The organism is Enterococcus sp. AZ171 (assembly GCF_051714005.1).
In the GTDB taxonomy this organism is placed as follows: domain Bacteria; phylum Bacillota; class Bacilli; order Lactobacillales; family Enterococcaceae; genus Enterococcus_B; species Enterococcus_B pernyi.
Genome location: NZ_JBIORA010000001.1, coordinates 1451520 through 1471176, shown reverse-complemented (window position 1 = coordinate 1471176; position 19657 = coordinate 1451520). Strand labels below are relative to the sequence as shown.

16 protein-coding genes are annotated in these 19657 nt (G+C 40.2%); 9 read left to right on the top strand and 7 right to left on the bottom strand.

The window, feature by feature from the left end; all coding sequences use genetic code 11:
* The first annotated feature begins 4 nt into the window (after nt 1–4).
* The 5 genes from IGJ49_RS07120 (at nt 5) to IGJ49_RS07100 (ending at nt 7421) form a co-directional block, all read left to right on the top strand.
* The gene (locus tag IGJ49_RS07120; RefSeq protein ID WP_010735446.1) at nt 5–1597 is read left to right on the top strand and encodes a polysaccharide biosynthesis protein; all 1593 of its coding nucleotides are present in this window, start codon (nt 5–7) and stop codon (nt 1595–1597) included.
* Between the two features lie 263 nt (nt 1598–1860).
* The gene (locus IGJ49_RS07115) at nt 1861–2709 is read left to right on the top strand and encodes a DegV family protein (RefSeq protein ID WP_010735447.1); all 849 of its coding nucleotides are present in this window, start codon (nt 1861–1863) and stop codon (nt 2707–2709) included.
* A 155-nt stretch (nt 2710–2864) separates the two neighbouring features.
* The gene (locus tag IGJ49_RS07110) at nt 2865–3344 is read left to right on the top strand and encodes a DUF6530 family protein (RefSeq protein ID WP_010735448.1); all 480 of its coding nucleotides are present in this window, start codon (nt 2865–2867) and stop codon (nt 3342–3344) included.
* 22 nt (nt 3345–3366) lie between these two features.
* Nucleotides 3367–5604 carry an AAA family ATPase gene (locus IGJ49_RS07105; protein WP_137072455.1) on the top strand — a complete coding sequence of 746 codons (2238 nt, stop codon included), beginning with the start codon at nt 3367–3369 and terminating at the stop codon, nt 5602–5604.
* Between the two features lie 176 nt (nt 5605–5780).
* Nucleotides 5781–7421 (top strand): glycoside hydrolase family 13 protein, encoded by a 1641-nt coding sequence (locus IGJ49_RS07100; protein WP_010735450.1) that lies wholly within the window; start codon nt 5781–5783, stop codon nt 7419–7421.
* Nucleotides 7422–7485: 64 nt separating this feature from the next.
* Here the strand turns inward: IGJ49_RS07100 and IGJ49_RS07095 are convergent, their stop codons facing one another.
* The 7 genes from IGJ49_RS07095 to IGJ49_RS07065 form a co-directional block, all read right to left on the bottom strand.
* A complete protein-coding gene (locus IGJ49_RS07095) occupies nt 7486–8034 on the bottom strand; it encodes a TIGR01440 family protein (protein WP_224434727.1) in 549 nt (182 codons plus the stop codon).
* Nucleotides 8035–8050: 16 nt separating this feature from the next.
* Complete coding sequence (locus tag IGJ49_RS07090) at nt 8051–8548, bottom strand: ECF transporter S component (protein ID WP_010735452.1); 498 nt, start codon at nt 8546–8548, stop codon at nt 8051–8053.
* Nucleotides 8538–9344 (bottom strand): bifunctional hydroxymethylpyrimidine kinase/phosphomethylpyrimidine kinase, encoded by an 807-nt coding sequence (locus tag IGJ49_RS07085; protein ID WP_023519672.1) that lies wholly within the window; start codon nt 9342–9344, stop codon nt 8538–8540. Before IGJ49_RS07085 ends, IGJ49_RS07090 begins: the two co-directional genes overlap by 11 nt.
* A gap of 175 nt (nt 9345–9519) precedes the next feature.
* Entirely contained in the window at nt 9520–11049 is a 1530-nt protein-coding gene (locus IGJ49_RS07080) for an AMP-binding protein (RefSeq protein WP_438722915.1), read from the bottom strand.
* 620 nt (nt 11050–11669) lie between these two features.
* Complete coding sequence (locus IGJ49_RS07075) at nt 11670–12668, bottom strand: tyrosine-type recombinase/integrase (RefSeq protein WP_023519670.1); 999 nt, start codon at nt 12666–12668, stop codon at nt 11670–11672.
* A gap of 247 nt (nt 12669–12915) precedes the next feature.
* Nucleotides 12916–14226 carry a sensor histidine kinase gene (locus IGJ49_RS07070; RefSeq protein WP_438722913.1) on the bottom strand — a complete coding sequence of 437 codons (1311 nt, stop codon included), beginning with the start codon at nt 14224–14226 and terminating at the stop codon, nt 12916–12918.
* A gap of 4 nt (nt 14227–14230) precedes the next feature.
* Nucleotides 14231–14905 carry a response regulator transcription factor gene (locus IGJ49_RS07065; protein ID WP_010735458.1) on the bottom strand — a complete coding sequence of 225 codons (675 nt, stop codon included), beginning with the start codon at nt 14903–14905 and terminating at the stop codon, nt 14231–14233.
* Nucleotides 14906–15046: 141 nt separating this feature from the next.
* On the opposite strand from IGJ49_RS07065, the gene IGJ49_RS07060 reads away from it, so the two are divergent.
* The 4 genes from IGJ49_RS07060 to IGJ49_RS07045 all read left to right on the top strand — a co-directional run bounded on the left by IGJ49_RS07060 (nt 15047) and on the right by IGJ49_RS07045 (nt 19650).
* Nucleotides 15047–15772: a polyphosphate polymerase domain-containing protein gene (locus tag IGJ49_RS07060; RefSeq protein ID WP_023519668.1), complete on the top strand. Its 726-nt coding sequence runs from the start codon at nt 15047–15049 to the stop codon at nt 15770–15772.
* On the top strand, nt 15762–16436 hold the full coding sequence (locus tag IGJ49_RS07055; RefSeq protein ID WP_438722910.1) for a DUF4956 domain-containing protein: 675 nt from the start codon (nt 15762–15764) through the stop codon (nt 16434–16436). The genes IGJ49_RS07060 and IGJ49_RS07055 overlap by 11 nt, the downstream gene beginning before the upstream one ends.
* A 13-nt stretch (nt 16437–16449) precedes the next feature.
* Nucleotides 16450–18294 (top strand): carbohydrate-binding domain-containing protein, encoded by a 1845-nt coding sequence (locus IGJ49_RS07050; protein WP_438722908.1) that lies wholly within the window; start codon nt 16450–16452, stop codon nt 18292–18294.
* Nucleotides 18295–18576: 282 nt separating this feature from the next.
* Nucleotides 18577–19650, top strand: coding sequence for an ABC transporter permease (locus IGJ49_RS07045; protein WP_010735463.1), 1074 nt, complete (start codon nt 18577–18579; stop codon nt 19648–19650).
* Nucleotides 19651–19657 lie beyond the last annotated feature (7 nt).

Sequence of the window (19657 nt, the reverse complement as noted above, 5' to 3'; positions counted from 1 at the left end):
ACATATGAATAAGAAATTGATGCAAGGGACATTTTGGCTTACCTTTGCCAATCTACTTTGTAAAGTTTTAGGTGTCGTTTATTTGATTCCTTGGTTAAGTATGATGGGGAACAATCAAGATGGCATGTTAGCAACTACCCTTTATAATGTGGGCTATTTACCATATGGCCTTTTCCTGATGTTAGGTACAGTCGGGTTTCCAAATGCGATAGCAAAAAAAGTGGCGGTGGCGACGAAAAAAGGGGATGAACAAGCTTGTCGGGTCATTTTTCGCAGTACGATCAATATCATGTTCGTTATCGGGATCATATCTGCCTTATTGATGTATTTGTTTGCTCCCGCTTTGGCAAAAATCAGTCCGATCTCGAATGTCGATAACGGTATTTTGGCGATTCGTAGTCTCTGTCCTTCCTTAGTAGCGATCCCAGTATTAAGTGCGATGCGAGGTTACTTCCAAGGGAAAAATCATCTTCGCCCTTACGGTACTTCCTTGATCATTGAACAGGTAGTCCGTGTAATCGTGATCTTAGCTGGTACGTATTATTTGCGTGTGTTGACAGATGGCACGATTGTGCAAGCGGTATTGATCAGTACTGTTGCTTCTTTCTTCGGTGGACTAGCAGCTATTGGTCATATGTTTGTTATTGGACGGCAAAACGATTATTTCCGTTTAAAAGATTTCTGGATCTCAAGTCGCTATTTCCAAAAAGACAATCGTTCTGCGTCTGTTTCGATCATTCGAGAAACCTTACCGTTCATCTATGTTGGTTCGGTGATCACGATTGTACAAATGATCGATCAGGTGACGATGAAACCATTCTTACATTTGTTCAGACCAGAAATTGCAGACCAGCAACTCGAATTTTTGTTTAGTCGTGCATCAGTCAATCCGAACAAATTGACACTGATCTTGATTTCAATGGTCGGAACGGTCGCAATCAGTAGTCTGCCGATCCTGAGTACATTAGGAAAAAAAGACCGACTACAGATTGAAAAAACAGTCGGGGACAGCTTCTCGATTGCTTTATTGATCCTTTTGCCTTCGTTAGCAGGGATGTCCTTATTAGCAGGACCATTATACACCTTGTTTTTTGGCTATGATCCAGAGAGTGTCGGGTACTTCCAAATGGCGCTTCTAGCTTCCTTGTTCTTCTCGTTGTTTACGATTTTATCGACGATGCTCCAATCATTGAATCATCATTTGGTTGCAATCAAACTGACAACAGAAGCCATTATTTTAAAAGTCGTATTCCAAGCGATTGGGTTAGCTTTATTTGGCGGATACGGAATGAGTTTATCTAATACAGTGGCTTTTGCTTTTGTGTTTGTTCGTGGATATCTTTATTTATCAAAAGAATACCGCATCTCGCCATTCGCAAAGATCAGTCATTTCTTCTTGAAGACGTTTCGTTCGACAATGGCCATGTTGCTTCTGTGCTGCATTCTTTTCTTCGTTTTGAGTCTTTCCCTATCCATGACATCAAAAACGCATGCAGTCATTTATTGTGTGGTGATTGGCGGTGTCGGTGGCTTGACGTTTGCCTTTGCCCAGTTTGGTAGAAACGCCATGCAGATGGTCAAGAATTTCAGACGATAAGGGGATGCTTTGGCAAGCACCAGTGGTTCTATAGCTAACTAAGAGTGCAAGCTAATTTCGGATAATAAGTCAGGACTTGAGAAAAATTTTCTAGTCCTGGCTTTTATTCATTCTAATAAATAATGAAAGTGATAAAAACCTTAGATTTTAATAAAAAACATGGGTTGCTTTTTCTATAATCTGGACAAAGGTTCAAATCTTTTCTTACTTATGATATAGTATTAAGGACTGGTAAAATTCTTTGAAACGAGGAACTTAAATAAATGAAATTAGCAATCGTAACTGACAGTACAGCTTTCCTGCCAACACGTATCAAAAACCATCCTGATTTATATGTGATTCCTATTCCTGTGATCTTGGATGGAAAAATTTATAACGAAGGCATTGACATCGAAGCAGACGAATATTACGGACTATTGAAAAACAGTAAAGATTTTCCAACAACTTCCCAACCTGCTGTAGGTGAAGTTTTGGCACTATATGAAGAACTGAAAACCAAAGGCTATGATACGATCTTAAGCATACACTTATCAAGTGGGATTTCTGGATTCGTCAATACATTATTCGCGATGAAAGACGACGTCAAAGAGATGACGATTATTCCTTATGATTCGAAAATCACCAGTATGCCAATGGGGCATATGGTCGAATCTGCTTTAGACTTGAATGATAAAGGTTATTCACTTGAAGCCATTTTAGCTCACATCGATCGAATTAGAGACAATACATACGCCTATTTGATCGTTGATGACTTGAACAACTTAGTCCGCGGAGGTCGCTTGACTAATGGGGCTGCGCTGATCGGGGGACTATTGAAAATCAAACCGATCCTTACTTTTTCAGAAGGTAAGATCATCTTATTCGAGAAGATCCGTTCAAGTAAAAAAGCTTTTGCCCGTGCAGAGCAAATCATTGGCAAACGAAATGAAGAAATTAAGCCACCAGTAAAATTATATGTGATCCATGCAAACAATTTAGAAGTTGCCGAAGAAGAAAAAGCAAAACTTCAAAAACAATACCCACAAGCAGAAATCGAGATCGGCCATTTTGGTCCAGTGATCGGTAGTCACTTGGGTGAAAAAGCGATCGGTATTGCGATCTCTGCACAATAAATAGGGCAGAAAGCAAAAACACAAAGAAAAGAAACAGTTTGAGCAATGACTTGCTTGGACTGTTTTTTTGCATTTCTACCCTAATTAATTTATACTATCTTTAATTATCTAGTAATTTACTAAATCACTAAATTACTAAAAAGGAGTAGAGAAGGATGGAAATACCAACAAATTTGAAACATAAACCAGTGATCGTCGTTGAAGATTATGATAAAGTTGATGGCAGAAATGCCTTGCATACAGATGCAAAAGGACTGTCTTTAGGATTAGCTCAGTGGAATGATCGAGGCAAAGTCGATATCTCAGGAAAAGTGTGGCGTCATACAGGTGAAAAGTGGTCACGTCAATCGGAAGAATTACCGATCACTCGTATCCTTGACTTAGCGATCTTAGTGGCGCAAGGAAGTGTATACTTCCAAGATGCTTACCGCCATGAAAAATTTTACGACCCTGAAAATCCTGTCGTTGATATCATCGGTTTGCAAGGAAACCGGATGACGGTGGAAGTGGACACGAAAAACCCTAAAATCGATGAAGATATCATGTTATACTACGATGCTTTACAAAAAGATGGCGAATTACTTGGTGAACGTTTTCGTATCTTGAAACGTCTATTAGATGATCTAGGGTATTAATGTTATAAGGAAGTGTTTAATCATGGAAAACTTTTCACTCACCGATCAACGAACGTTTACGCCGATCGAAAAACAAATGATCTGGAAAAAACCGACAAGTCATCAAACAAGTGCTGAAGAGCTGCGTATTGCAACTGAAATCAAAGCAAACTGGCTAGATCCGGAAATGAAAATCAGCAATGTGCTATTGGAAGGAGATGCAGGTTCTGGGAAAACGCAATTAGCCAAAGCATTATCCTGTGATCTGCAGTTACCTTATACGAAAGTAACATGCTTTGCTGATATGGATAAATCAGATGTCTTTGGTGCGTTACTACCTGTCATTGATTCAGACCAAGAAGAGGATCAAGAGTTATTGACCGCTATTTATCAAACGGATACATTATCTGCGGTATTGACGTTGATCGAACAATATTACTCCGTCGATCAACAAACAGCCAAACAGAAATTAGCCGATCTCGTGCAACGAATCGAAAACAACGAAGAAAGTACGATCCACTACAAATACTATCCGTCAGAAATCGTTCGTGCGATCGAAAAGGGTTATCTTTTAGAAATCCAAGAACCAACGGTGATACGTGATGCTTCGGTTCTTGTTGCCTTGAACTCTGCCTTAGAAACGAACGGTTTGTTGAACTTACCTACTGGTGTGATCAAACGCCACCCTGATTGTATCATCATCATTACAACCAATCGCAACTACCAAGGAAACCGACCGTTGAATGAATCGCTTCGAGATCGTATGCAACATGCTGAGAAAATGGACCTGCCAGAGCTTTCAGTCATGGTGGAACGCGCTATCAGCAAGACACAAGTCAAAGAGCCGACACTTTTGTTGAAAATGGCAGAAGTGATCCGTTTGTTAGATGAAACTGCCAAAGCAAATGCTATCAAAGGTGTGGCAGGTATGCGTTCTTATTTTTATTGGGTCAATACAATGAAACAAAATCAAGACATTTTCGTATCGCTCTATCCTAAAGTCTTATATAAACTGACGACTGATCCAGATGAATTACACATTTTGACGACTGCACTAACTGATAGTGGGCTTTTAGATGAACTCAGAGAATTGCTTCGACAAAAGAAATGGGGGGACTTATCAGACGAATCCCCACGAACCAAAGGACGGACAATTCGTGCAGAAGAAGCGATAGAACGTCAAATCGATCAGTTGGCAGAAGAAACAACATCCCTTGCTGAACAACCCTCAGAAAAAGAGGAAGTGTTACCAGAAGAGCAGACAAAGGAAGCAGCGGCGAAAGAAGAAACCCCGATAGACACGTTACCTTTATCGGAAGAGCGGAGCCAGGAAGTCGAAGGACGAAGTCAACAACAAAACCAAGCAGATGATGAATCCCAAGAGATGTCAGCTTCAGATATGGAAGCCTTAGACAAGCAACTCAAGCGTGAACTCAATAAAGAAGCGCGGCAGCTGATGAAAGGTACGATCCATGAAAAAGAAGGAATGATCGTTCATCGCCCTAAGTTTGCTGTCATAAATCCTGAAGTAGCGACTATCCGACAAGAAATCGATCCGATCGTGGATTCATTGAGTCGGCAAATCCTTGATCTTTTGGAAAATGAACAAAGCGAAACTTATCAAAAAGGAAAGTACGAAGGCCAACGTTTTAATGCTAGTCGAGTAGCTTATGGTGATTTACGGCAATTTGATAAAAAAAATCCCCCTCACGAACAACCTTCTTTGGCAGTGGCTCTACGAATCGATGAATCTGGTTCGATGGTTCGTGAAGACCGCATGTTAGCTGCAAAAAAAGCTGCATTTGCTATTTCCGCATTTGCTAAAAAAGTACGTATTCCTTTATTGATCTACGGGGATACAGCAGATGTTTCGACAAGAGAAAAGACATCTGTCTTTTCGTACAAAGAATTTTCAGATTCATTTGAGTGGTTGGAACAGAAATTAGTGACTATGAAGCCAAGACAAAATAATCGTGATGGTGCAGTGTTGCGTCTGATCGCTGGAAAGCTGACAGAACAACCTGCGACAACCAAACTGATCGTCAACATCAGTGATGGCCAACCAAAAGCGTTACCTGATTATACAGGCGCTAAAGCAAAAAAAGATATCCAAGAAGTCTTGACCGAATATGAACGCCAAGGTATCGTCTTTATTTCTGCGGCAATTGGACAAGATAAGGAAGAAATCAAAGAAATCTATGGCGCAAGTCGCTTCGTCGATATTACCGATTTATCGACATTTCCTAAACAATTGATCCAATTGATTTCTCGTTATTTATAAATATTAAGCGAATATCAAAGATGATGCGTCACTCATGGTCTTTGATGTTCGCTTTTTTGAGTTCTTTCATTTATGATAAGCACTACTCCAACTGATGTAAGCATGAAAAAAGTTAACGGTAACAAATATGTAACCGCTTGAAATTGAGCTATAATAAAGAAAAAAGGGGGATAAGCATGAAGCAGTCAGAAAAGTGGTGGAAAGAAGCAGTTGGGTATCAAATCTACCCAGCGAGCTTTAAAGATAGCGACAACGACGGTATCGGTGATATCAACGGCATTCGCGAAAAACTTAGCTATTTGAAAGAGTTAGGGATCGACTTTATTTGGATCAACCCTATTTATCAGTCACCATTTGTCGATAACGGCTATGATATCAGCGATTATCAAGCAATCCTTGAGAAGTTTGGTACAATGGATGAGTTTGATGCCTTATTAGCTGAAGCCCATCAGATGGGGATAAAGATCATCATGGATCTCGTCATCAATCATAGTTCTGATCAGCATGAATGGTTTATTGAATCTCGCCAGTCAGTCGATAACCCTTACCGTGATTACTACATTTGGGTCGATGGCACACCTGATCAAGCCCCAAATGAATGGCAGTCGATCTTTGGCGGTTCAGCTTGGCAATACGATGAACAAACTGGTCAATACTACTTACACATTTTTGCAAAAGAACAACCTGACTTGAACTGGGAAAGTGACAAGTTAAAAGCTGAACTCTTCACGATGATCCGCTGGTGGTTAGATAAAGGGATCGATGGTTTCCGCTTAGATGCCATTTCTCATGTAAAAAAAGATGAATACTCTGTCAAGGCAACTGAGAACCCATTTTCTCCTTTTCAAAATGTCTCCGGTATTGAAGATCATTTGACAGAATTAAAAAATGTCTTTGATGAATACGATATTATGACGGTAGGAGAAGCAAGTGGGGTATCTGCAAACGAAGGACCTGAGTGGGTAGGCGAAAATGGCTATTTTGATATGATTTTTGAGTTTGACCATATTTCGATCTGGAAACATGAAAAAGACGGTGATCTAGATGTATTGAGTTTGAAACAATCATTGAGCGCTTGGCAACGAGCACTGGATGGTAAAGGTTGGAATGCTCTTTATATGGAAAACCATGACGTGCCAAGATGTGTGTCTGTCTTTGGAGATACGTCTCCTGCGTATTGGCAAGTTTCTGCAAAAGCAATCGCCATGATGTATTTCTTTTTACAAGGTACGCCATTTATTTATCAAGGACAAGAAATCGGTATGACGAATCTACCATTTTCCTCTATTGATGAAATCGATGCAGTGGATTCGAAAAGACTCTATCAACAATTGCTTGATGAAGGACGTTCTGAAGAAGAAGCATTGGATATCGTAGCCAATACCACAAGAGATAATAGTCGTACACCGATGCAATGGGATGATCATTCGTATGCTGGTTTTTCTAAGGTTGCCCCTTGGTTACTGGTCAATCCGAATTATCAAATGATCAACGTCGCTGATCAAACCAATGACCCAGAATCGATTTTATCTTTTTACAAAAAAATGATTACCCTACGTCGAGAAAACAAAGGGTTGATTTATGGTAGTTTCAATGAATATCTTCCTGAAAATGAACAGCTCTTTGTATACGAACGAGTCCTAGATGAAGAACGTTATCTGATCATCGTCAACTTGACTGATGAAGCAGCGACTTATACCTTACCAACGGAAATCGAAACAAATTGGGAAGTATTATTGGAAAATCAACCCGGTCAAGAATTTCAATCAAGTGGTACATTCGCCCCTTATGAAGCGCGCCTTTATCGAAAAATTTAGCTCACATGAAAAAACTACGAACGTAAGAAAGGGAACAATTCTCTTATTCGTTCGTAGTTTTTTCTTATTCGTATTGCGCGCGAGGTCCGCCAATGTATTTAGGACGAGACCGTAAAGCAGTGACATGTGCATGACCCAATGTGTTATAACGAGGACGTACAGGCACTTGAACATGTTTGATGTGCATCCCGATCGCAGTATCACCGATGTCGATTCCTGCTTGAGCAACGACATGTTCCACTTCGACAGGATCGCTGAATTGTTCAAATGCTGCAACTGAGCAGGCACCTCCTGCATGGAGTGCCGGAATGACAGAGACGATCTCAAATTGTTTCTTTTCCGCTACTGGACGTTCGACGACTAATGCTCGATTAAGGTGTTCGCAGCCTTGGACTGCTAACGAAATGTCCAGAGGGTCTAATTGTTCTTTCAATGTTTCGATGACCCATTGTCCGATTTCTGCATTTGAGTTTTTACCAATATGTCCACCAACAATTTCACTGGTACTGCATCCTACAACGAATAGATCGCCTGCTTTAAGATTGGCTTCATTGAGAACGTCCGAAACCATTTCAGATAATTGCTGTTTGAAACTGTCTTTTGATACTTCCATTTTCAATTCATCCTTTTTACTTATTTTTTACCGTTGATTGTTGCAGAGGTAAACGCATCAATGCCTTTGTAAGTGGGATCGCCACCACGATACCGACAATGTTTTGGACCAAATTACTTGGTAGCGATGCGACACCGACTGGCCAGTCATAAAGCAACCAACTGGCAAAGAAGTAGCCAGCAACCATGATGATCGTTCCAAGTGATAAACCAAAGCCCCAACGCACAGAACCTTTACCCGCAAAATAGCCAGCAACCAGTCCTTGTAAGCCATGGATCAATAAAGAGAAAATCGCCCATTGGGGATAGCCGGATAATAAATCAATAAACAAACCACTTCCTGCACCAACAATCAATCCACCCATCGGCCCGAACAGAGCAGCTGCCGTATAAATGCCAACTTCACATAAGGTGACAAATCCGTTGGTTCCAGGTATTGGAATCAAGATGACCAAAGAAACGCCCACAGTTAAAGCCGTCAGCATGGCATAAATCGCAATTTTTTTAGTATTCATTCGTTATTTCCACTCCTTTTCCTTTCGACCAAACACTTCCTGTTTGATCATTCATCATGACACCATTCAAGATACAGTCATAAACAAAATCCTTACTCCGGGCAACAGCATCCGCCAAAGGATAATCTAAGACCAGATTTGCGGCAATCGCGGAAGCAAATGTACATCCTGCACCGTTGACAGTCTGTTCGTCTAACTTTTCCCGTCTAAATGAGATTGTTTCATTTCCGTTGAATAAAACATCCAATGCTTTGTTACCGATAATCCCAGTACCACCTTTGATCACTACGTTCCTAGCACCTAGTGAATGGATATATTTTGCACAATCGGTCATTTGGAGAAAAGTTTGAACGGGTTGGCCATAAAGCAGGGAGGCTTCTTTCAAATTCGGGGTCAATACATCCGCAAAAGGAAATAACTCCTGTATCATTTTTTGCATATAAGCTTGATTCAAGGTATTTGCTGTTTCCTTAAAGGCAAACACAGGATCGATCACAATGGGAACATCCTCAAAATATGTAAGGAAATCCTTCACAACGTCAATGGCTTCCAATGAATGTAATAAGCCAATTTTTATGCCATCTAAATCTGTCATACGTCGAATCGAATCTAGCTGCTTGGCTAACCATTCAGGCGGGATCGTCTCTAATATAAACGAACCATCTGAGTCAAGCATTCCGATACAGGTCAATGCACTCATCCCAAAAATATGATGGTTTTCAAATGTCTTTAAATCGGACTGTATGCCGCCACCAGCAAACGGATCAGATCCTCCAATCGTTACTATTTTTTTCACTTTTATCCCTCCACAAAAAGAGTATACCTTGTTCGAATAAAAAGAAAAACAGCCAATTGGCAGATTATCAAGTCAGCCACTTTATATAGAAAAAAGAAAAGAAATCTATATACAAAAAAACAAGCACTTTCCTAACTACAGGAAAAGTACTTGTCTGGACTATTGGAGGAGATAATTATTGATTTGCTTCTTTAAATTCCTTTTCAATTTGTAACCGTTGGACTTTCATGGTTGCTGTTCTTGGAATATCTTCGTAAGCACGAATGATCGGTGTGTTCAAACGTGGCAATTCATGGACTTGGTTCCACCAACGATCCCAATCCATCTCTTGATTCGGCGCTAAAGCAATGATTGGTTGTGGTGAATTATCTTTATCACGAACGATGACGACTTCAGCTAAAAATTCCAATGAATCCAACAAATAATCTTCGATCGCTAATGTACTATTGATCGTATCGATCAAGTCAACTTGACGATCTTTCAGATGTAGATGGCCATTTTCATCGATACAACCATAATCGCCGCTATCCCACCAAACACCATACACATTTTCTTGAAATCGAGCATCTTCTTTATAATAAGTCAATGCACGGCCTTTTGATAACAAGTGGATGTGACCATCTGTGTTCGCCGGTAGTTCATTGCCTTCTTCATCAGTGATCCTTGCTTTGGTCAAGTCACCTAACCCGACACCCATATCACGTGCGTCACTTGTTTTTAAGCTCTCCAAAGTATGAGCTTTCAAAATCATCGGTCCACATTCACTTTGTCCGTAGACTTGCAAAAAGATTGCTTCTTTTGTTGCTGACGTTTGAAGGAATACTTCCATTGTCTGATTGTTGATGGCATCAAATGTAGAGTGGTAGTAGCGAATACCTGAAAAAGCTTCTGGATGCTCTCTAGCAGTGAAACTCCACTGAACAAAGTTATTTGGATGTGTCTCTAAAGCAATTGGCGGATTCTCTAATAACAGTTTTACCACATGTTCACCTTGAGGAACTGCGATTGGCATCATCGGAAAGCCCATTGCCATAAGAGAAGAGATGCCGATGTTGAATCGTGAATGAACCGGCGAAATATGAAAAGCGACTAATTTCTTCTCGGTGATCTTAGTAAATACCATTTTTTGCCACTTTGTCCGCCAGCCCATTGAATGTGCAGAGTGGCAAATCAATTTAGGAATGCCGGTCGTGCCTGAAGTGTGAGTCATATAAGAGATTTCATCATTATCTAATTTCTTTTGTGCCACAGGAGTTGCGGGTTGTTTGAGCAAATCAGCGACAGCCAATTGTTTGCTCTTCGTGCCGTTAGTGATACCTGCAACGCGTTCACTTGTAACTTCGTCAAATAAGATAAAAGGATCTTCCAAACGATCAACAAATACTTCTAAAGTACTTGTTGGTAAATGGTAGGAAGGCATGACAGGAATTGCACCTAGATAAGAGGCAGCAACGGCCATCAAGTAGGTATCAAAAGCAGAGCTTTTGTAGATCATGATCTTGTCACCAAGTGTCACACCTAAACTAGCCAGTTGGTAGGCACGTGTTACTACTAATTCATGACATTCGCTGTAAGTGCTTTTAAAACCAAGCTCCGGAAAAGCCACTAATATCTGATCAAAAATCATTGGGACATCAGGTGTGCGTTCAGCAGCTTCTTGAAAATTCGTATAAAGATTAAGTGGGGTATAGTCGATTGTTTCCATCTTTCACGCTCCATAAATAAATTTGTTAATAAATGTACAAAGTCTTAAAATATGATAGCATATCCACAATCTAAATAACAGAAAAACCTAAATGTAAAGTTATCTTTTGGATTGAGAGGGCAGATTGGATGAAAAATGCACAATATCCATATGAGGTGACGTAAGGTTTTTTTGAGAAAATGCTTGACCACTCGCTTTTTATAAAGGATTTATCAATCATTTTTTTGTTTTTTTCAAAAAAATGTACTTATAATCAGTTATTTTTTTAATAAGATAAACGAAAATAATAGATATACTATTTGAATTAATCAGCTGTATTGAAAAGGAATGAAAAAATGTAAATCGAAGAACATCGTAAAGCAGTCGGTACATTTGAGAATAAGCGCAATAAAAATTCTGATCAAAATGCTAAGCAAGAATCAGTCAATGTAAAATGAACAGTTACGATAACCTTATTTCAAGAAAGAAGACAAAAGCAACTTGATCGTTTTTAAAAACTTTAAGTGAGGATACTTGTCAGTTAATAAATTCTTCAACAAGAAATAGATCGCATAGAAAGTGAAGAAACAGAGCGATGTAGCGAACTTTCTATGCGATGATTTCATAGATCATTGAACGATTCAACGATAGGAGAAGTCACGCATTTTCTCGTAGATTTCTTCAAATGAGTGTGGACGTACATAGCGATTGCCACAGAGATAATTCACTGCATCTTTGTCGCCTAAGTATAATTCAGTATAGTAACGGAAAGTTTTCCGACACAATTCCGGTGAAACGTTTTTGTACACCGTGATCCGATCAAGGATTTGGCGAATCGTGCGAGGCGAGATTTGTTCATCGTGTGAAGAGCGGAAAACATAGGATTCTCCAGATGCACCATTTTTATGTTGGTTGGCATAATTCGCAAGTATCGGAAGGGCTTCATTTGGAATAGGTACTCGCTCCAAACGATTCGCTTTCCGATCTACAACCAGAATCTGTTTCTTCATATCTATATTTTTCCATTTTAATTCAACGACTTCATGGATTTTCAAGCCACAATAGAGGAGAACAGCCACGATTGCCAGATTTCTTGCACGATTTTTTTGTTCAAAAAGTGCTTCCCGTGGAGAATTAAAACCTTTTTCAGGAACGAAAAGCGAGTCAAAATTACTTAATAAAGAAGCGTCGATGTAACGGGGAGCGGCAGAGGTAGTTTCTGGTAAACTATCCCCTAATAAGGAAATCTCTTTTTCAACAAGGCCTTTTTCATACAAAAAGCGTAGAAAATGATTCAAAGCATATTGCTTACGAGAGATCCCGTAGTAACCATTTTTGAATTGCTGTTGTGTTTCTTGTGCAGCAGCTGTATGAAAAGCTCGCGTGTGAAGGTAAACTTCACTTAAAAAATTAAGATAGACTTGTTTTTCCAATTGGATGATCAACTGATCATTTATTTCTTGTTTATGCGTTTTTCGTAAGTAATCTGTAAATAAATGGAAATCTTTTGCATATTCATAGCGACTGGCTAATGATAATTTTTTTGAGTTCGCCTGCAAAAATTCATTGAAGATCGGTGGTAACTGGAGCATTCGTTGTTTCAACTTTTCTTGTATCTGTTTTCTTGTTTTGACATCCATGCAAAAAACCTCCATTTCGTATCTAAAGTCATGGGAACAGGAACTAGTGTATTTCTGGAAAGATTGCTTCTGCCTCCCAAAATGTATTAGCCTGATAGGGGAGCGATGAAGGGCAACTGTTACTTGTGATCCTCGTCTTATTTTACTACAATCATTCACTGAATACTAAAAACTAAATCAATAAAAAAGACACTCTGACGTAGCATCAGCTATGGTTCAAAGTGTCTTTTCGCGTGTCACTAAATGATTATTTGATGGGTAACTGGATCTTGAAATCCACACCTACAGGCAAGTGATCTGACACAGTCAATTGTCCCTTGTGTTGCTCGATCAATTGTTTTGCGATTGCTAAGCCAAGTCCATAGCCACCCGTTTCCTTTGATCTAGCTTGGTCTTCACGGTAAAAGCGATCAAAAATCCGGTTTTTGTCTTCATCACTGATCGCAGAACCTGTATTTTTGACATGGATCACCCAGTCTTTATTGGTGCCAGCTGATGTGACAATGATCTTGTCGTGTTCACTCGTGTACTTGAGTGCGTTATCTAGCAAAATGACTAATACTTGATGGATTTTTTTCGGATCAACTAAAACACTCATGTCTGCTTGGTTATCGACTATAAATTCTTTTTGATCAATCGTTGCCATCTCTTGGAAGGGTTTGATCAATTCAGCGATAAATCCTTTTGTTTGTAGTTCTTGCTTTGCGAGCGTATCTTGACTCGAATCGCTTCGTGCTAAGGTCAATAAATCAGAGGTCAAGCCAGTCAGGCGTCTTGTTTCAGCCAATGCTTGCGCAATACTTTCAGATTCTTCGATGATCGTATGATTTGGTTTAGTAAAGAGGTGTTCCAAACTGTTTTGGATGATTGTTAAAGGTGTTCGCAATTCATGGGAAGCATTTTCCACAAATTCTCTTTGTCGGCGCCATGATGCTAAGATCGGACGCATGTTGAGCTTAGACAAATAATAGCTGACGCCAATGGAACCTAGCCAAAAGAAAATCATACAAAGGATCAAAATCGTTTGGAATGTTCGCAGAGAAGAGTTGATTTGATTGGTATTTTCTAATACTTGGACGTAGGCAACTTCTCCTTGATTTGTTGCTTTTTTAGTAATCGATCGAAAATAAAGGGGCGTTCCTTGGTCAGCTTGTGCAAGCTCAATGTCTTGGATCCTATCTAACTGACTCGTATCCAGCTTGATCCCTTCGATTTGATTAAAACGACCACCAATGGTTTCTTTATTCAAGACTTCACCTGATGCAGACCACAAGATCACTTGAGTATTGAAACGATCGCCTTCAGGTAGTGACTCTGTTTGACGTGGGGGGATCTGGGCGTTGAAAAAAGGGTTTCCCTGTTGATAACGTTCGATTTCTAATTGCACCATACGCGAGTTCATTGAGACATTCTTCAACATCAGGTTGGTCTCACGATAGGCTGACTGATTCAATAAATGTAGAATGATTCCTCCAAGCAAAAGAAAAATCAAGGCAAAGGCGGTCACATTGGCTGCAAAAAGTTTTGTACGTTGTTTATTGAAAATACTGTCTGTCATCGCCTCACTCTCCCTGTAAGATGTAGCCGACATTACGCAACGTTTTGATTTCTTTATCCAAGCCGGTCTCTCGAAGATGTTTTCTAAGATTGCTCATATAAACTTCAACGACAGTGATCGTCGTGTCAGAATCAAAGCCCCAGATACGGTCGAAAATCTGCTCTTTCGTCAAGATGATCCCTTTATTTTGCAAGAAATAAACAAGCAACTCAAATTCTTTTCCTTGAATCGGAAGTAGTTGTTTCTTGTATTCGACGGTATTTTGTTGCAAATCACAGATGATTCCTTGATACTCCAACGTATGTTCACTGAAGAGTCCGAGTGAACGTTTCAATAATGCTTTGATCCGCATCAGTAATTCTTCACGATAAAATGGTTTGGTCAAATAGTCATCCGCACCACGTTCAAATCCTTCAATTTTGTCTTCTAAACCATCTTTTGCGGTCAAGATCAATACCGGCGTCAAGATGTTCTTTTTCCGAAGATGCGCTAATACTTCATATCCATTCATTTCAGGGATCATCAAATCAAGAACTGCTAGATCATAAACACCAGATTCCAATTCATATAAGCCTTCGCTGCCATCATAGACTTGGGTCACTTCACCGATTTCAGAAATGATCTCTTTGATATTATCCGACAATACGTGATCATCTTCGACCACTAATAATTTAATCATACATTCCACCTCTATTGCTTTCACCATATAAGTTAATTTTACCATGATTAGCATAAACAAAACTTAAATTTCGGATTAAGTTCCGTTTAAGCTAACCTTTGTATGATAGATGACATCACTTGATACGATAGGAGGAAAAAAATGAAATTAAAAAATGTATTCCAACGCAAAGAAACAAAATATCTGATCCCAACGGCACAGTTCCATTCTTTTTTAAAAGACTTGAAAAAACAGATGCAGATCGACGAATATGGGCTGCATACTATTTTATCCTTGTACTTTGATACACCAGACGATCGTTTCATTACCAATTCTATGACGAAACCAAAATACAAAGAAAAATTCAGAGTAAGAAGCTATGGCATATCACAGGAGACATCAATGGTCTTTCTAGAAATAAAAAAGAAGGTCAACGGAATTGTCTATAAAAGAAGAATGCCACTCACTTATGCTGAGTATCTGCAATGGCTTGATCAAAAATATTTTCTCAAGAATGAAGCCGAACAAATCCCACAGGAAGTGAATTGGTTGTTCAAAAGAAATCCAGATTTGTCGCCTAAAACAATGATCATTTATGAACGAATTTCACTATTTGGCACGTCAGATCCAGATTTTCGTGTGACGTTTGATCAGAACATCCGTTTTCGCAGTACCAATTTGGATCTATCAATCACAGGGAAAGAAACTTTGGTTGCTCCTGAGATTGGCATACTGATGGAAGTGAAAGCGCTAGGGGCGTATCCCTTGTGGTTTGTGGAGCTGTTGAACGATTATCAGCTAAGAAAAGGGAGCTTTTCAAAATACGCAGAAACGTATCAGCGACATTTATTCATTCAGACAAAGGAGAGAAAGAACCATGCTATCTAGTTTAATCGAATCAGGGACAACCATTCAACCTAAAGAATTATTGATTTGTATCGCCACTTCATTAGTTTTAGGGTTATTAGTTGCAATTATCCATATGCAACGTAACGTCTATACGAAAAGTTTTGTTGTTACCGTCGCTGTTTTGCCGATACTGGTTCAATCAGTCATCATGTTGGTCAATGGCAATCTTGGAACAGGCTTGGCGGTCGTCGGTGCCTTCAGTATGATTCGCTTTCGTTCGGTTGCCGGTGGTTCAAGAGAAATCACTAGTATTTTTTGGTCGATGGGCATCGGGATTGCTACAGGGATGGGCTACGTTGCATACGTGGTGATATTCTCAGTTATCGTCGCGCTCTTTTTACTACTGCTTTATCTTTCATCTTTTGGCAATCAGAATAATGTAGCTGAGCGAGAATTGAAGGTAACGATTCCAGAAGATTTGGACTACCCTGAACTGTTTACCGATATTTTTGAGAAGTATACGTATACGCATCATCTCAGTTCTGTGCGAACAACGACAATGGGGAGCTTGTACGAGTTACGCTATATTCTTCTCTTGAAAAATCAACAGCAGGAAAAAGAAATCATTGATCAAATACGTGTTCGCAATGGTAATTTACCAGTCGTACTCGGTAAAGTAGCCACGAATCGTGATGAATTATAAAGGAGAAACTCGCATGAAAAAATTCTATTCATTAATCGCTACCAGCCTCTTATTAACAGCCTGTTCCTCAGCAAACTCAGCTTCTTCGGGTAAAACTAGCACAGAGGAAACAGATACAAGTACGGTGACAGATCTCTCGACAGATACGACATCTACGGAATCAGAAACGACGTTCGGTAATTATGAGACAGAAGATCTAACAACTAGCTATGAGGAAAGTTCCGCTGTCGACATCCAATTAGGGGAGGAGACAGAAGTGACAGGAGAAGGTGTCGAAGTTTCTGATAAACAAGTAACGATCACGCAAGGAGGGACTTATGTTCTCAGCGGAACATTGACTAATAGGCCATTGATCGTGAACGTGCCGAAAGAAGAAAACGTCCACCTGATTTTCAACGGTGTAACGATCACCAACTCTAACGGACCGGCTGTTGATATCCAACAAACAGAAAAAGCGATAGTGACTTTAGCAGACAACACTGAAAATCACTTAGCTGATGGAAAGACATATACACTTACTGAAAATGAGACTGAGCCAGATGCCACATTGTACAGCAAAGAAGATTTGACGATCAATGGTACTGGCACATTGACTGTCGATGGCAATTATAGTAACGGGATTCGTAGCAAAGATGACTTAGTCTTGATCTCTGGAACCTATAAGATCAATGTAAAAAATAACGGATTGAAAGGAAAAGATGCGGTATCGGTCAAAGGTGGAAGCTATCAGATCACCACCGAAGAAGGGGATGGCATCCAAGCAAATGGAACAGAGGACGAGACAAAAGGTGCTGTTGCGATCGACGGCGGGACTTTCAATATAAACAGTGGAAGAGACGGCATCCAAGCAGAAACATCCATCCGTAGCCAAGGAGCAGAAATCACGATCCAGACGGCCGACGGAGCCGATAGCACGAACTTAGATACAAATGAAAGTTACAAAGGCCTAAAAGCCGGGAATAATGTGTTGATCATTAGCGGAAACTATACCATCAAGAGCGCCGATGACAGTATCCATACCAATAACAGTGCGGAAATAACAGGCGGGACACTCACATTAAGCTCTGGAGATGATGGGATTCATACAGACAACGAATTGACCTTCAATGGCGGCACAATTGACATCCAGCAATCCTATGAAGGAATTGAATCAGCAGTCATCACCTTCAATGACGGAGAGATATATGTTACTGCTAGTGATGACGGGATCAATGCTGGTGGTGGCAGTGACACAGAAACGACCACTGGACAGTTTGGCGCTGACAGCTTTGGTGGTCCACCGGATGAGGCGGATGAGAGCAAAGAAGTCAAGATCAATGGTGGGACAATCTACGTTGATTCAGAAGGCGACGGTTTAGACAGCAACGGGAACATTGAGATGTCTGGCGGTACGATGCTGATTGACGGCCCCGTAAATGGTGGTAATGGTGCATTGGATTATGGTGGGACATTTACTCTAACAGGCGGGACATTTGTCGCTGCTGGTTCAAGTGGGATGGCGCAAACCGTCAGTGATAGTTCTACTCAAGCGACAGTAGCGATCAGCTATGACACTGTTCAACAAGCAGATACACTCATGAGTTTGCAAACAACCGCAGGGGAAGCAGTGATTGCGTATCAACCTGCTAAAAATTATCAAACAATCGTAGTCTCGTCACCACAGCTTGCAGTTGGGGAAACGTATACGATTGCTACCGGTGGCACGACTCAAGCTGAACTTACGAATAGCTTTAGTGAACAACTATCAATCAGTGATGCAGAAGATTTAGGCACGTTCAGCTTCGCAGATACGTCAATGACGATTTCTCAATCTGGGGAAGAAGTTTCCTTTGGTCAAATGGGGCCAGGAGGTTTTTAGTTCCATCACCGAAGAGAACGAAGGATAGTGATCCCAAGAATAGCGTGCGAACAAGCGCCATTTTTGGGATCATTTTTTTGTTCATCACTACTTTCGTAACAGATTGCAAACGCTTGTGTCACATAGAATATGGCTATCTAGTGTGTTTTTTTCTTAAAAATACTAATATTATGAACGAATTTATCAGACGAAGCAATTGACTTATTGGATGCACAAGCGCTATACTTTTATCTAGTGACACTTTGTCACTCATGAAGAAATCGAAATGGAGGAATCAAAAAAATGTTTTTAGCGATAAAAGAAATGCGCTATGCCAAACTACGCTATGGGCTGATTATTGGAATCATGTTCTTGATCGCTTATGTTGTGTTTATGTTAACTGGTTTAGCAAGTGGACTCTCCGAAGAGTTCAAAAAAGCAATTGTTGACTGGCAAGCACAAGAAATCGTGCTATCAGAAGATGCCAATAAAGTCTTTGCTGCCTCTCAATTGACGAGAGAAGATCTGGATCAAGTAGACGCAAAAGACAAAGCGCCTATTGGCTTATTCAGCGGAGCAGTCAAAGCAGAAGAAAAGGAAAATATCACTGTATTTGGGACGACACGCGATGCGTTCTTATTGCCTGATTTATTAGAAGGCGAGATGTTCAAACAAAAAAATGAAATCATTATTTCCAAAAATATGGCAGATCTAGGTTTTTCGATTGGCAAAAAAATCAAAATCGGTAGCTATGATGAAGAACTAACAATCGTTGGGATCTTCCCTGAAACTTATTACACGGTGGGGCCGGTCGTTTATACAGACCTTGATACATGGACACAGTTGAAATTTGGCGATCAGCCTTTTGCTTCGGATGAGAAGAAGCCGATCAATGCCATTGTCACGAAACAAGCTGCCACTATCCAATCGGATGGGGCATCAAAAACATTACAAAAATTGTCGATTGACGACTTTATTCAAAGTCTCCCAGGTTATTCTGCACAAAACATGACATTGAATGCGATGATTTATTTCTTGTTTGTCGTTGTTGCAGCAGTTGTAGGCATCTTTATGTATGTGATCACCTTACAAAAAACAGCGATTTTCGGTGTGATGAAAGCACAAGGGATCAGAAATTCATTTATCGCCCGTTCCTTACTAGCACAAGCATTCATCGTAGGAGTGGTTGGTGTAGCATTCGCAGTAGGGCTTGCTTTCTTGACTAGTTTGATCTTACCGACTGCCATGCCTTTCGCGATCATGTGGCCTCAGTGGCTTTTATATAGTGGGATATTGATACTCGTAGCAATGATCGGTGGGCTATTCTCCATTCGGACAGTCGCTAAAGTTGATCCAGTTATTGCGATAGGAGGGTAATAGAAAA

Coding starts and splice junctions, on each gene's coding strand:
- IGJ49_RS07105 (WP_137072455.1), top strand. CDS start 3,367: ATGGAAAACTTTTCACTCACCGATCAACGAACGTTTACGCCGATCGAA.
- IGJ49_RS07120 (WP_010735446.1), top strand. CDS start 5: ATGAATAAGAAATTGATGCAAGGGACATTTTGGCTTACCTTTGCCAAT.
- IGJ49_RS07115 (WP_010735447.1), top strand. CDS start 1,861: ATGAAATTAGCAATCGTAACTGACAGTACAGCTTTCCTGCCAACACGT.
- IGJ49_RS07045 (WP_010735463.1), top strand. CDS start 18,577: ATGTTTTTAGCGATAAAAGAAATGCGCTATGCCAAACTACGCTATGGG.
- IGJ49_RS07075 (WP_023519670.1), bottom strand. CDS start 12,668: ATGGATGTCAAAACAAGAAAACAGATACAAGAAAAGTTGAAACAACGA.
- IGJ49_RS07080 (WP_438722915.1), bottom strand. CDS start 11,049: ATGGAAACAATCGACTATACCCCACTTAATCTTTATACGAATTTTCAA.
- IGJ49_RS07110 (WP_010735448.1), top strand. CDS start 2,865: ATGGAAATACCAACAAATTTGAAACATAAACCAGTGATCGTCGTTGAA.
- IGJ49_RS07095 (WP_224434727.1), bottom strand. CDS start 8,034: ATGGAAGTATCAAAAGACAGTTTCAAACAGCAATTATCTGAAATGGTT.
- IGJ49_RS07090 (WP_010735452.1), bottom strand. CDS start 8,548: ATGAATACTAAAAAAATTGCGATTTATGCCATGCTGACGGCTTTAACT.
- IGJ49_RS07100 (WP_010735450.1), top strand. CDS start 5,781: ATGAAGCAGTCAGAAAAGTGGTGGAAAGAAGCAGTTGGGTATCAAATC.
- IGJ49_RS07060 (WP_023519668.1), top strand. CDS start 15,047: ATGAAATTAAAAAATGTATTCCAACGCAAAGAAACAAAATATCTGATC.
- IGJ49_RS07065 (WP_010735458.1), bottom strand. CDS start 14,905: ATGATTAAATTATTAGTGGTCGAAGATGATCACGTATTGTCGGATAAT.
- IGJ49_RS07055 (WP_438722910.1), top strand. CDS start 15,762: ATGCTATCTAGTTTAATCGAATCAGGGACAACCATTCAACCTAAAGAA.
- IGJ49_RS07050 (WP_438722908.1), top strand. CDS start 16,450: ATGAAAAAATTCTATTCATTAATCGCTACCAGCCTCTTATTAACAGCC.
- IGJ49_RS07070 (WP_438722913.1), bottom strand. CDS start 14,226: ATGACAGACAGTATTTTCAATAAACAACGTACAAAACTTTTTGCAGCC.